This is a genomic window from Maribacter caenipelagi (genome assembly GCF_004364175.1).
Classification (GTDB): Bacteria; Bacteroidota; Bacteroidia; order Flavobacteriales; family Flavobacteriaceae; genus Maribacter; species Maribacter caenipelagi.
Genome location: NZ_SNZW01000018.1, coordinates 145,764 through 160,230 on the forward strand (window position 1 = coordinate 145,764; position 14,467 = coordinate 160,230).

General features: G+C 35.0%; 11 protein-coding genes. 1 reads left to right on the forward strand and 10 read right to left on the reverse strand.

Annotated elements, in window-relative coordinates; translation table 11 throughout:
* Positions 1 to 204: 204 nt before the first annotated feature.
* The 3 genes from DFQ03_RS16840 to DFQ03_RS16850 all read right to left on the reverse strand — a co-directional run bounded on the left by DFQ03_RS16840 (position 205) and on the right by DFQ03_RS16850 (position 4,250).
* A complete protein-coding gene (locus DFQ03_RS16840; RefSeq protein ID WP_133674410.1) occupies positions 205 to 1,089 on the reverse strand; it encodes a leucine-rich repeat domain-containing protein in 885 nt (294 codons plus the stop codon).
* Positions 1,090 to 1,302: 213 nt separating this feature from the next.
* Positions 1,303 to 2,178 (reverse strand): leucine-rich repeat domain-containing protein, encoded by an 876-nt coding sequence (locus tag DFQ03_RS16845; RefSeq protein ID WP_133674411.1) that lies wholly within the window; start codon positions 2,176 to 2,178, stop codon positions 1,303 to 1,305.
* Between the two features lie 161 nt (positions 2,179 to 2,339).
* Complete coding sequence (locus DFQ03_RS16850) at positions 2,340 to 4,250, reverse strand: ABC-F family ATP-binding cassette domain-containing protein (RefSeq protein ID WP_133674412.1); 1,911 nt, start codon at positions 4,248 to 4,250, stop codon at positions 2,340 to 2,342.
* A gap of 141 nt (positions 4,251 to 4,391) precedes the next feature.
* On the opposite strand from DFQ03_RS16850, the gene DFQ03_RS16855 reads away from it, so the two are divergent.
* Positions 4,392 to 4,787, forward strand: a complete 396-nt coding sequence (locus DFQ03_RS16855) for a DUF983 domain-containing protein (protein WP_133674413.1) — start codon at positions 4,392 to 4,394, stop codon at positions 4,785 to 4,787.
* Here the strand turns inward: DFQ03_RS16855 and DFQ03_RS16860 are convergent.
* The 7 genes from DFQ03_RS16860 to topA all read right to left on the reverse strand — a co-directional run bounded on the left by DFQ03_RS16860 (position 4,784) and on the right by topA (position 14,439).
* A complete protein-coding gene (locus tag DFQ03_RS16860) occupies positions 4,784 to 5,827 on the reverse strand; it encodes an NAD(P)/FAD-dependent oxidoreductase (RefSeq protein WP_133674414.1) in 1,044 nt (347 codons plus the stop codon). The two genes, DFQ03_RS16855 and DFQ03_RS16860, sit on opposite strands and share 4 nt — an antisense overlap.
* Before the next feature lie 99 nt (positions 5,828 to 5,926).
* Positions 5,927 to 6,814, reverse strand: a complete 888-nt coding sequence (porN, locus tag DFQ03_RS16865; protein ID WP_133674415.1) for a type IX secretion system ring subunit PorN/GldN — start codon at positions 6,812 to 6,814, stop codon at positions 5,927 to 5,929.
* 64 nt (positions 6,815 to 6,878) lie between these two features.
* A complete protein-coding gene (porM, locus tag DFQ03_RS16870) occupies positions 6,879 to 8,438 on the reverse strand; it encodes a type IX secretion system motor protein PorM/GldM (protein WP_133674416.1) in 1,560 nt (519 codons plus the stop codon).
* 55 nt (positions 8,439 to 8,493) lie between these two features.
* Positions 8,494 to 9,150, reverse strand: coding sequence for a type IX secretion system motor protein PorL/GldL (porL, locus tag DFQ03_RS16875; protein WP_133674417.1), 657 nt, complete (start codon positions 9,148 to 9,150; stop codon positions 8,494 to 8,496).
* A gap of 82 nt (positions 9,151 to 9,232) precedes the next feature.
* A complete protein-coding gene (gene porK / locus DFQ03_RS16880) occupies positions 9,233 to 10,597 on the reverse strand; it encodes a T9SS ring complex lipoprotein PorK/GldK (protein ID WP_036156765.1) in 1,365 nt (454 codons plus the stop codon).
* A 120-nt stretch (positions 10,598 to 10,717) separates the two neighbouring features.
* Positions 10,718 to 11,875, reverse strand: a complete 1,158-nt coding sequence (locus DFQ03_RS16885) for a formimidoylglutamase (RefSeq protein WP_133674418.1) — start codon at positions 11,873 to 11,875, stop codon at positions 10,718 to 10,720.
* A 59-nt stretch (positions 11,876 to 11,934) separates the two neighbouring features.
* Positions 11,935 to 14,439 (reverse strand): type I DNA topoisomerase, encoded by a 2,505-nt coding sequence (topA, locus tag DFQ03_RS16890; protein ID WP_133674419.1) that lies wholly within the window; start codon positions 14,437 to 14,439, stop codon positions 11,935 to 11,937.
* Positions 14,440 to 14,467: the final 28 nt, after the last annotated feature.

Genomic DNA, 14,467 nt, shown 5'->3' on the forward strand with positions numbered 1-14,467 from the left:
GTTAAAACTGAACAGCAATTTTAAAAAGACTTTAACGCGATACTTTTGGAAATCAATTAATCATCGGCGAAACTACGAAAAAACCCCTCTGTCATTAAAAGCCTTAATGGTTAAAGTAATCATAAAACTGTCGCTATCGAAGATTATCAGAAATTAAAAAAGGGATGCAAAAGCATCCCTTTTTTAATTTATATTTCAACTTCTTTAGTTTCGTTTTACATCTTCGTACTTGGTATCTACAATGCGCGTTCTACTGGCATCTGTACTACCAAATTTCATATTTAAAAATTCATCGTCACTATCAAAAACTGCAAGTTTTGAACTCTGCATTCTTAATAACGAATTTAAAGATCTAAAGTCGTTACCCTGCAATTGTACAAACTCTAAATTACTTAAGGTTGCCATACCGTTTGGCAAATCACCTTCGAACTGGTTATAAGATAGAATCAATTCTTTTAAATTAACTAAACGACCAAGATCAACTTCTATAGTACCTGCTAATTTATTACCAAAAAGCTCTAGCCTTTCTAACTTACCCAATTTTTCAATTGACTTAGGTAAGCTTCCTTCTAAGTAATTACTTGAAAGGTTTAAGGTTTTTAGGTTTGACAATTCTCCTATTCCACTCGGAATAGTTCCTTGCAATAAATTATTGAACATTGACAATTCTTCTAGTTGTGTCATTTTTGAACAATCTTGAGGTAAATTACCCTTCAGCTTATTCATCTCTAAACGCATAGTTGTCAACTTTTCTAACTGAAACATATCTTCTGGTAAATTCCCTTCGATTACGTTAAATGCAAGATTCAATGTTTGTAAATGTGAGAGGACCGAGATTCCTTCAGGAATAGCCCCTGTAAGATTATTACGATAAAGTTTCAATGCAGTTACATGACCATCTTCGATTTCCACACCATACCAAGTTGATGGATCAGCTTTTACATCCCATTTATTTTGCCATTGATCACCAACGGTACTTTTATTGAATTCTAATAGGTATTGTTTTTCGCTAGTAGGTATTTGCGCTCGGATCATATAACTACAAGTCAGCACAAGAATTAAGAAGGTATTGGTTATAACATTTTTCATACTGAAAAAATTAACTTATTTGAAGGGACTTTTACTTAAACCTCTTACACGGTAATACTCCTATTATACAGCTTTAGTGTAAAAAGTACTTTTATTATAACGTGCAAAAAATATATTTATGATATATAGCTAGCAATAATGCATAACAACAAGAAAGAGATGTTGAACAACATCTCTTTCTTTCACCAAACTAACTAAAAGTGTAAACTACTCTTACTCTTCTATATCTTCGAACTTAGTATCTGCCATTCTGGTTTTACTGAAGTTGATATCTTTAAATTCTAATTTCTTATCATCTTTATCATAATCAAAAACTAAATACTCTTTCGTTTCTAAAAACTCTAAAGCTTTGAACGAACTGAAATTATTATTCTGAATTTGAAATACTTCTAAACTTGCTAAATCAGCAAACTCGTTAGGAATATCACCTATGAATCTATTATTTGCCAAAACCAATTCTTTCAACTTGCTTAGTTTACCCATATCTCTTGGTATAGCACCTTCTAATCTATTTTCAAATAAACCTAATGTTTCTAATTGAGATAATGAACCTAATGAACTTGGTATGTCACCATAGAACTCATTGCTTGAAAGATTCAATACTTTTAGATCTGTTAGGTTACCTACCGTAGCTGGAATTTTACCTGTGAAAAAATTGTTGAAAGCTGAAAGCTCTTCTAATAGTATTAGATTACCAATACCTTCTGGCAGTTCGCCATTAAGCCTATTCATTTCTAATTTCAAAACTTTCAAATTAGATAGGTTTGCTATTTCTGCAGGTAATGAACCTGTTAATGAATTGAATGCAAGATTCAATACCTTAAGATTTTGTAAATTTCCTATTTGCGAAGAAATTGATCCCATAAGGTTATTATGGAACAAATTAACTTCTACCACCTTATCATTTTCGACCTTGACACCGTGCCATTGAGAAACCGGAGTATTTAAATCCCATTTCTTTACCCAATGACTACCATTGGCAGTTTCGTAAAAATCAATCAAAGCTTTCTTCTCCTTTTTCGAGACTTCTGCAAAACAGGCAGATGTTAGAAATAACACACTGAAACTTAAATAGTATAATTTTTTCATAAGATGGTGGTTTGATAAATTCAATATACTAAGAATTATCCTACAAATTTGAACTAATAACGTCGAATACTAAAATTTTATCGTTAACTAACCCCTATTTGTTGTGAAAGTAGCTGAAAGTGTTGTGAAACCCCCAAATCTGTATGTCAACAATTTAACTACTAAGCTAACTCATCAATGTCAATTGTAAGCGTTTCCCAGTTCTGCATTAGTGTTTCCAACTTTTTCTTTTTCGCTTGGTATCCTTCGAAAAAATCAGGCTTAGCAATAGTGGCATCATAATCTACCAACAAGTTATGGTCAATGTCTTTAATCTCCTTTTCAAGGCTGCCTATTTTGCTTTCTACCGAACTCAATTGATTTTTTAAACTTTTAAGCTTTTTCTGGTCTTGAAAAGAATTTGATGCTTTTGGTTTTGCCTTTTCAACAACTACTGTTTGCTTTTTCTCTATAGCTCTAAAATTTTCTACTTTTCGCTGCTCTAAGTAGAAATCTACATCACCTAAATACTCTCTAATTTTTTGATCTTTAAACTCATACACCTTATTGGTTAGCCCTTGTAAAAAATCTCTATCGTGAGAAACCAATATTAAAGTACCTTCAAAATTTAAACATGCTTGCTTTAGTACATTTTTCGATTTAATATCTAAGTGGTTGGTAGGCTCATCCATCACCAGTACATTAAAAGGCTGCAGTAACATTTTAGCTAAAGCCAAACGGTTACGCTCACCACCTGAAAGTACTTTCACATACTTATCTACCTCATCGCCCCTAAATAAAAATGAACCTAAAATATCTCTTACCTTACTTCTGTTTTTTTCGTTTGCGGCATCAATCATCGTATCTAAAATGGTCTTATTACCATCGAGATACTCCGCCTGGTTTTGAGCAAAATATCCTATTTGTACATTATGACCCAATTTTAGGTGTCCGTCATGTTTAAGTTCACCAACAATAATTTTTGCCAAAGTAGATTTACCTTGTCCGTTCTGACCAACGAAGGCTGTTTTACTATCACGCTCTATTAGCAGGTTAATATCGTTTAACACTAAATTATCACCATAAGCTTTTGAGAGTTCTTCTATCTCTACAACGACCTTACCGGGAGTAACGGAAATTGGAAAACGAAGACTCATTACACTATTGTCATCTTCATCGACCTCTATACGCTCTATTTTATCTAATTTCTTAATTAAAGATTGCGCCATTGAAGCCTTGGTCGATTTTGCCCTAAACTTTTCAATTAATCTTTCTGCTTGCTGAATTTCTTTTTCTTGGTTCTTTTGAGCGTTAACCTGCTGCTGCTTTATCTCATTTCTTAATACCAGGTATTCGGTATATGGCTTATTGTAATCGTAAATACGACCTAATGAGATTTCAATAGTTCTGTTGGTAACATTATCTAAGAACATTTTATCGTGAGATACGATTACCACCGCACCTGTATAATTATTTAAAAACTGCTCGAACCAAATAATAGATTCAATATCCAAGTGATTGGTCGGCTCATCGAGCAACAACACATCATTTGTTTGCAGTAATAATTTGGCTAGCTCTATACGCATACGCCAACCACCTGAAAAGGTTTCGGTCTTTTTATCAAAATCTTCTCTTCTAAAACCTAAACCTTGTAGTATTTTTTCTGTTTCGCCTTGGTAATTATATCCTCCTAAAATTTCATAATGGTGGGTAATATCACTGAGGTCAACAATTAATTGACTGTACGAATCTGATTCATAATCCGTTCGTTCTGCTAATTGTTTGTTGATTTCATCTAATTTAAGCTCTAAAGATTTTATCTCTTCAAATGCTTGATATGCCTCTTCTAAAACTGACCGACCTTCTACAAAATCTATATCTTGTCTTAGAAAACCAATTTTGATATCTTTTTCTATTGCAATAACACCGGTATCTAAAGCCATATCCTTGTTAAGCAGTTTTAACAAGGTTGATTTACCCGCGCCGTTTTTACCTACTAGCCCTGCTCTATTTCCCGCATTTAAACGGAATGATATCTCTTCAAATAAATATTCTCCTCCAAAAGAGACTGATAGGTTGTGAACGTTTAACATAAATTCTAATTATTCTATTTTTTTACTCGAAAGCAGGGACTATTTTACCCTAGTAACTTTTAAGTTAAATTTATCTTTGTCACTAAGGTTATAAGACTTAAAAAATGCCTCAAAATCGTACCTTAGTATAAAGTTTTGCAAATGTTAAAAAAAGGAAACAAACTCTACAGTATTTTAACAGGAAGTTGCCCTAGATGTCATGAAGAAAGCATGTATTTGGACAAAAACCCGTACCATATGGGCAAAATCTTTAAAATGCACGAAAGATGTAGCCATTGTAACCTAAAATATAAAATTGAACCGTCGTTCTTTTACGGGGCTATGTATGTGAGTTATGGAGTTGGAATTGCCTTTGCGGTAGCCGCATTTGTTATTGCTAATCTTTTTCTTGGCGCCAACCTAATTGAAACATTTATTGCCATTATCGTTACCCTAGTCGTATTCATGCCAATAATTATGAGACTATCACGTAATATTTGGATCAATATGTTCGTAAAATACGACCCAAAAGCCAAAGCGAACATCAAGAATTCTTAATTCGAAGCAAATCGGGCTATATTCATTTCTTCAAGTATTGGAATTTGCATCTCTATATGCTCATAAAGCGATTTAGCCGCCCAAGGTGCAATGGTTATACCATGAGAACCAAAACCATTCAATAGCCATAAGTTGTTGTACTTTGCATGTTTACCCACCAATGGTCTTCTATCTTTTACCGTAGGGCGCATACCTGCTTCATGGCCAACTATCTCGTAAGAGCAGTCTAAAAGACTTTGTAATTTATTGATAAGCTCATTTTTTGCTTCTAGAGTCGTTGAATTATCTTTTTGATTTCTATTATATGTAGCACCTACTTTATACAAATCATCGCCTAACGGAATTAAAAATATAGAAGATTTAATAATTTGAGTTTCTTTTAGTTCTTTAGCTTTTATAACAATGTATTCCCCTTTTGATCCTTGCATTGGCAAATGATTGAAATACGGATTCTTCATCATACCATAACCTTCTGTAAAGACTATATTTTTAGCCTTTACATCTTGATAGCTTATCGCACTTTGTTCTATTTGAAGTTGCCTATAATCAAATGTATCATTATATAGCTTATTTTCTTTCTCTAGCCAGTTCGCATAGCTATTGAAAAGTAACTTGGTATCTAGCTTACCCGTTTCCAGTACTTTTCCAAACTGAAATGGCGCTTTGAGTCCGTCATTTTCATTATTCACTAATTTTATATCTAGAAATGGTTTCAGTTTTTCTTTATCAGCGGCTTCAAACCAAAGATTCTGCTCTTCTATAGAAGCGAATTTTCGAAGTACATTAAGTTTTTTGTCAAAATTCACATCCAAAAATTGCTCTAACTGCGTATAAAATTCAGCAGCAATGGGCAGTTGCTCATCTGCGCGCCAAGAAAGTGTAAATCGCTTTAATATAACAGGATTATACAAACCGCCTGCTACACGCGACGATGTTTGCGAATGGTCATTAAAAACCACAAAAGTCTTGTTGTTTTTGCGTAATATTTCGCAAAATGCGGTACCCGCCAATCCTAGTCCTACTACCATGTAATCTACCATGGCGCAAATGTAATGACATTTGCACAAAACATGATATAAAAACAAAAGACCCGATCTTTCGATCGGGTCTTTATTATGTGAATTGGATTTTCAATAAGCTTAGTAAGCCCACATGTCTTGTTCCTTATCTCTAATTGTTTCTTTAATTCGTTTTGCTTCCAATAATTGGAACAAAGCATTATCAGAAATGTAATCGTCTACTTTTCTATCACCTTGTATATTATCTTCTTTATAAATTACGGCATCGAATCTTCTTGCATTTAACAACATATCAAATGAGATAGGCTGAGCTGAATTCTGTGAGTTGAAAACTTTAGCTTCGTGCAACATTTCACGAGCATCTGGATACCATACCCAAAAAAGCTCTACCATGTCTGGATTGTCATCATCCATAAAGTTTACATCTGGTGCAACTGGAGCAATACCTAAAAGACGGTATTTTAATTCTCCCTGTCTCTTATCGAAATACCAAATTCCTTTAACGTGATATTCTTCAATATCAGCTGCAGAAATAGTTCTACGAGTAATATACTCTTCTGAAACAGTTTCACCTGCATTCATTTGTTCATACCCATAATCTAGCGTATCAACCATTTGCAAGGCATCTTTTAAATCGTTAAAAGATCTTTTTTTAGTGAAATAAGAATCTGTATAAGTTTCTAATTTTCCACTCTTTAAATTTTTTATTAGAACGTGGTATAAAGACCTTCTATCTGGTCCAATATCCATAGTATCTGTTGGATAATATAATGGGAAGTTAACTCTCTCATCTAAATCTATAGCTTCCCATAAAGTTTTAGACCAAAGTATATCCCTATCATCTACATAACCATATTCTAATGGAGCATCGTTATCTACAGCTTTCTGAGCTTCTGTACGAATACCAACCTCATCTGGTTTCTTCGCATTCAATACATTTGCTTGGGCCATCATTGATAAAGGTAACATTGTTACCGCTCCCATTACTAAAACATTTTTCCAATTCATGTTTGCTTCACTTTAAAATTAACCGGGCAAGACCAATGGGCTTGCCCGGTATCATTCTATTTATTTAGTTTGTAATCTCCACAACTACTGGAGATACTTTTTTCAACTTGTAACTTTTATTGTTTGTGATATAAGCTTCGATATCAAATATTTGAACGATATCTCCTCTTTTAGCGCGTTGTAAAGCTGATTTAGCTTTACCATCCATCTTATTGCCTCTTACAGAAACAGTTGGTTGACCTGGTACTTTGAATTTAAAGCCGCTTACTGCAAGGTTTAAATCAAAATCAAAGTCTTCTAAGCCAGCACCGATCGTAGCGATCTCAACATTCCTTTTTGGAAGTTTAATACTACCTGTTTGCTTACTTACACTACCTTCTGGTCTTGGAATATCTTTAATTCTAAACTCAGACTTAGAAGATACGGCTTGACCATCTGGCAAAGTACCTGAAGCTGTAATAGTAACGTTTCTTCCAGTTCCTGGAGTCATTACATATTTACTGCCACTTACAGCCTTAAGACCTGGAGCAGAAGCTCTTACCTTATTATTTGGTATACCTGGTATAGAGATAGACATTGGGTTAGCAACACCTCTATATACAACATTCATTTTATCGGCAGCAATTAAAGCAGCGTTAGGCTTAGATATTGTTGCGAAAGAATTTTTAACCTCAACAGGTATTTCTTCACCGTCTTGCTTAAAGTAGATAGTACCTTTTACTTCATGATCACCAGCGGAACCAGAACCAATTAACATTTTAACACCACCAGCTTCTAATTTATAATCAGAACCTTCAGATAATTTTCTTCCGTCTAAAGTTAATTCAGCTCTAACCGGAGTAGAAGAATTATCAGTTTTGCTAATAATTATCTTACCATCATACTTCTCACCTGCATAATAGGCAGATTTAGTAGCAGAAAGAGATGTTGCAAAATTCTTTAAAGATACTTGGTTCGTTAACTCGCCTTCTAACATTGATTTCAAAGCTGCTTCTTCAGTTATTTTAACATCAGCTTGTAACTGAGTTAATTTTGCTAAAGATGCTACTAAAGGATATCCTTCATAGTGATAGTTAATCCAATCTTGCTTAGTACCGTCTCTTTTTTCAACTTTACCATTCTCATCTCCTGTTTGGAAACGATCGATAACTGATTGCTTTAAGGCTGCAGGCACTATTGCCGCAACTTGATCTCTATAACCGGTTAAGTTACTCATGAATTTTTTACCATCTTCTGATAAATTTTCACCTTGGAATAATTTCTGATCTAAGTAATCAGCCATATCCATACGAGCATAATCTTTAGGATCTTCAATCCCTTCCATCATACCTGTTTTAAGTCCTTCTAAGTAATCATAATATTCTTGAGACATAGATTTTATCTCTTGAGCATTCTTATATAACTTATCGTACTTTGCAGCATCTTCAGATGCTTTAGTTCCAAGACTTTCCAAGAACGCATCGTTACTTGCTGTTGTCTTTTGATTCGAAGTCTCTAGCTTTTCATTCATTATACCGAATGCGGCCAATACCTCTTTACTCATGTTTAGTGCCAGCATTGCGATGAAGATCAAATACATTAAGTTGACCATCTTCTGACGTGGTGAATTTTTTCCTCCTGCCATGGATTTTTAGTTTAGATTTTTATTAATAATTGATTCGGGTTGGTAAAAATCCAAATTAGTTTTTGCTCATTGCAGATAACATACCACCATATACACCATTCAATGAAGAAAGGTTTGTAGACAAAGATGCCATTTGATCTTTTAGTGCACTTGCATTTTGAACAACTTCTTCATTAACTGAAGCTTGTTTGCTGGCACTCTCTAATTGTACTTTATAAAGACTGTTCAAAGACTCCATTTGAGCGGCAGCCTGAACCATTTCACTAGAATATTTCTTAGTAGATTCCATAGCATCAACGGTTGGAGCGATACCTTTAGCAGCACCTTCAAAGTTTTTAATGCTTGAACCTAAGCTTTCCATAAGGCTTGCGTCTACACCAGCTTCTTTTAATAAATCATCTAATTTCTTAGATAAAGATGCTTCAGCTTCTTTTACTTCAGTTGCAGCTTGTGCTTTCTTAGGTGCTTTACTTTCACCACCAGCTAACTCTGGGTATACTAATGCCCAATCTAGATCTTCATCTACTGGTTCGAATGCACTGATCGCAAAAATTAATGCTTCTGTAATAAGACCTATCGCTAAAAGAATACCACCATTTAATGGTCCTAACTCCCAGTGAAGAATTTTGAATAACGCACCAATAATTACAACTGATGCTCCTAGCCCGTAGGCCATGTTAAATAATTTTTTTGTGGATTTTGACTGTGCCATGTTTAATTTAATTTAAGGTTTAAAAAAAAGATTTGGTTAAAAAATGAATTTGAATTTATTATACAACTGTTAATGTTATTATTTATTGTGTGGAATCTTCCTCACCCATATAATCTTGTACTGTTCTGAAACCTATGTAACTACGAGCTGAATCAGCGTATTCGTAATCTCTTGTACTTACTTGTAAGAAGTACGCTACATCTTTCCAAGAACCACCTCTAATAACTTTTCTGGTATTAGATTGATCACCTCCGTTAGGGTTCATTGTTGATACATAATCGTATGCACTAGGGTCGTAACTTGAATTTGTCCACTCAGAAACGTTACCGGCCATGTTGTACATATTAAAGTCATTAGGCTCGTAAGATTTCGCCTCTACTGTATATAAAGCAGCATCTGCAGCATAATCTCCACGTTGTGGTTTAAAGTTTGCCATAAAACAACCAGTATCACTGATTACATATGGTCCACCCCATGGGTACGTACCTCCTTCGATACCACCTCTTGCAGCATATTCCCATTCCGCTTCTGTTGGTAATCTAAATTGATTAACGAACTGTCTACCACGACTCTTGTTATCATCGTTTTTAAATTTAGTTCTCCAGTTACAGAACGCTTTCGCTTGTTGCCAGCTGATACCAACTACTGGATACTCGCTATATGCATCATGCCAGAAATAATCGTTATGCATTGGTTCATTATAAGAATAAGAGAAATCTCTGATCCAAACCGTTGTATCTGGGTATATCTCAACTTCTTCTGTACGGATAAAGTCTTTACGGCTTTGGTTTCCTTTTACAGAAGCACGAGCAGCTGCCTCAATATCCATCCAGCTATATTTATACTTTAATGTCTTAACATCAATTGTACGTTGACCGTTATAAGACTCTTCTTCAGATAGATAGATAGAATCCATTATTTCGGTATAATACTCATCTGGGTAATCTGATGTGTTCCAAACTAGGTCCTCATCTTTGCTTAACGCTCTACCTTCGTATCCCGTCTCACCCATACCTGAGTAATTGTCCAACATATACTTATCGTATACAGATGCTCTTGTAGTATCTGCATCTTTAAAAGCATAGTCACCAATACCGCCTTCTTCTGGACCGATACCTAACTCATCAGCTAATATGGCTAATTTGGTTCTAACTATAGAATCCTTTACCCATTCTACAAACTGACGATACTCACTATTCGTGATTTCTGTATCATCCATGTAAAAGGAACGTACCGTAACTGTCTTAGTCGGTGCATTCAATAACTTTCCTTGGTCTTCTTCACTCTTACCCATTATGAAAGAACCCCTTGGGATAAGTTCCATTCCATATGGTTTTTCCGGATACCATTTTTTTCCCTGGACTCCAGTTAGCTCACCTTTTTGCTTAGACCCACAACTTGTGAGTAAAAAAACAAACGCTATAGAGGATAACAATAGCTTCTTCATACTTTAGGTTAAATTTCGATTATGGTTAAACTCAGAATACAATAATTTATTCTAACAACTAAAACTAGGTTTTATATAAAATATTGTATTAAAGTCCTTTTATGCTTTAAAAAAATAATGTTAATTAAAGCCTTTCTTGTAGGCCTTAAACCACCTTTCAGGAATTTGTTGATTACATGCATCTAAATAATCCTTCTCGGTGCAAGGTAATAACGCAGGTGTATGGCCTTTAGTATGTGAAGTGAAAATAGATGGGACTTCTGTCCACCATCTTTCTGTTAATAAACTTTTGTAGAATACCAATTCTTCATCTTCGCTAGGTACATTATACTTAACAAAGTCGTCTGTTTTGGTATATGGAGATTCTTTAATTCTAAAATTGATACCTTCTATAAAGTACCATATAATCTGTGCTATCAACTGTTGTGATTGTACGGTGTTCTCCATCTCGTACAACCCGAATACAGATACTTTATCGCTAATACCGGCATATCTAGAAATGGCACAGATCTCTCTACCATTAAATCCGTTCGGAGAAAAATTTGCTGAAGAAGAAATTTCACTTGCCTTAACAGATCGTAAGTCTAAACTTACCATATGTGCATTTCTTAAAACAGGTTCAGCCAAAGAAATATCGTTCGCAACTTCCCCAAGCCTGTAAGCGTCAAAAAATAAACGCTCCATTAAATCTATTTCTTCTTGGGCATTAAAATAACTTTGATAACCAATATTTGAAAAATTAAATAGATTATTTGGTTTATCTGTTATGATTTTACTCATATAAGAATGTGATGAAATAAGCTCATCTTCTATTCCAAAATCGAACCTACTATCTATTGCTACCAGATTTATCATATCTCTGATACCGTCAAAAGCTCGATAAGCTGGATAGGTAATATCTTGTGTTGCCCCTAAAATAATCGGAATAACATGTTCTTCTAACAAACCAGCCACTACTTCTTTGACCACAAAATACGTGTCATTTACAGTAGCACCTTCTTCAATATCGCCTAAATCGACGATAGTGGCATTCCAGTTTCCTATTAAAAGCTTGTAAAATTGTAGTCGTATAGCAGAAACATCTAACTTATCATGCTTCTTTTCATATGCATTTCTAGATTCTCTAACCCCTATTATCGCAACCGTGGCATTTGCCAATACAGGCAAACCATCCTTTTCGGTGTGTATATGTGTGTTCTTACCAATGGCCTGACTAGGTAGTAACTCATTATGGGCTAAAACTTTATCCGATACCGGAACTAGAAAATCAAAGGCCATTTATTAAAGGTTTTTAGAAATCATAAAAATACTATACTAATCTTCGACCTAAAATTAAATTACTTTTTTGACTTAGGTTTAGCTTTTGCCTTTTTCTTTGGAGTTTTTTTCTTCGGAGTCTTAGCCTCTATTAACTTCTGAGCTTCTTCTAAAGACATGTTAACAACATCGACAGTTTTAGCCAATTCTACCTTAACCTTACCTTTTATAACGTTATGACGACCCCATCTCGCTTTTTCTATACGAATGCCTTCTTCTTCCCAGTTATGAATAACCTTATCTATCTCCTTTTGCTTCTTGACTTCGATAAGCTCTATAATGTCGTCATTTGATAAATTATCAAAATCGTACTTTTTGTTTACGTTAATAAACATACCGTTCCACTTAATGAACGGTCCAAATCTACCTGTACCTTTGGTAACTTCCATGTCTTCGTACATGGCAATTGGCGCATCTGCTTTTTGCTTGGCAACAATAAGTTCTATTGCCCTATCCATCTCAATTTCAAAAGCACTTTCGCCTTTATCCATAGAAATAAATTTTTCCCCGAATTTTACATAAGGCCCAAACCTACCTACATTGGCCAATACTTCTTCACCTTCGTAAACTCCTAATTTTCTAGGAAGTTTAAAAAGATCCATTGCCTCTTCGTATGAAATAGTATTCAACGATTGTTCTGGCAATAAACTTGCGAATGTTGGTTTCTCTTCATCATCAACGGTACCTATTTGTACCATTGGTCCGAATCTACCTAAACGTACAGAAACTTGTTTTCCACTTTTAGGATCTTTCCCTAAAATTCTTTCTCCACTTGCACGATCTGCATTTTCTTCTACATCTACTACATTAGGATGAAAATCTTTATAGAAATTTTTCATCATTTTCTTCCAATCTTCATCACCGGAAGCTATCTCATCGAAATCTTCTTCTACTTGTGCAGTAAAATTGTAATCTAAAATATTGGCAAAATTAGTTACCAAAAAATCGGTAACGATCATACCAATATCAGTTGGTACCATTTTACCTTTATCCGACCCAACATTTTCCGTTAGGTTCTTGGTCTCTATTACATCTGACGCCAATACTAATTGTTGATACTTACGTTCCGTACCTTCAATAGTACCTTTCTCAACATAACCTCTATTAAGAATAGTAGATATTGTCGGTGCATATGTAGATGGTCTACCGATACCCAATTCTTCTAATTTCTTAACTAAAGATGCTTCTGTAAATCTATATGGCGCTCTTGTAAAACGTTCTGTTGCAGAAATATAGTTGTTCAACAAACGCTCGCCTTCTTTCATAGCAGGTAACATGCCTTCTTGTTCTTCGGCTACATCTTCGTCATCTACACCTTCCATGTACACTTTTAAGAAACCGTCGAATTTTATAACCTCACCGTTTGCAGTGAATTCTTCTGAATGCTTGTTTGCTTTAATCTTAACATTGGTACGCTCTAATTGCGCATCGCTCATTTGAGAAGCAACAGTACGTTTCCAAATTAAGTCGTATAACTTTGATTGATCACGCTCCAATGATGGTGATTGATTGCTCATATCTGTAGGCCTAATAGCTTCGTGTGCTTCTTGAGCTCCTTTAGACTTACCTTTAAAATTTCTTGTTTCGCTGTATTCTTTACCGTAATTCTTTTCAATAGCTTCTTTCGCAGACGTCAACGCTTCGTTAGAAAGGTTAACACTATCAGTTCTCATGTAGGTTATTAAACCCGCTTCATATAAACGTTGGGCTACCTGCATGGTTCTACCTACAGAGAAATACAATTTTCTTGATGCTTCTTGCTGTAATGTAGAAGTGGTAAACGGCGCAGATGGCGATTTCTTAGCCGGTTTCTTATCTAACTTACTTACTGAAAAGTCAGCAGCTTTGTTTTTCTCTAAAAATGCTTTTGCCTCTTCTTCCGTAGAAAAAGTTTTGTTCAGTTTTGCCGAAAAAATACTACCGGCTTCGGTTTGAAACTCTGCTGCAATCTTAAACGAAGCTTGCGGTTCAAAGCCTTCAATATCTCTTTCTCGTTCAACAATCAATCTAACGGCTACAGATTGAACACGACCGGCAGAAAGGCCCGGTTTAATTTTTTTCCAAAGTACTGGCGATAATTGATACCCAACTAAACGATCTAAAACTCGTCTTGCTTGTTGTGCATTTACAAGGTTATAATTGATTTCTCTTGGGTTCTCAATCGCTTTTTGAATTGCTGCTTTGGTAACCGAGTTGAAAACGATACGTTTTGTCTTCTTTTTGTCTAAACCTAACTCTTCGGCCAAATGCCAAGAAATAGCTTCTCCCTCTCGATCCTCATCACTCGCGAGCCATATAGTTTCTGCTTTATCCGCTAAACTTTTAAGCTTTTTCACTAAAGCTTGCTTGTCTTTATCGACTATATATTTCGGTGTAAAATCGCCCTCAACATCTACTCCCAGCTCCTTTGAAGGTAAATCTGCTATGTGACCAAAGCTCGATTCAACCTTATAATCTTTTCCCAAAAACTTCTCTATAGTTTTGGCCTTTGCAGGAGACTCAACAATTACTAAATTTTTCGCCATCAACCTTGTTTATACTTACAAATGTATA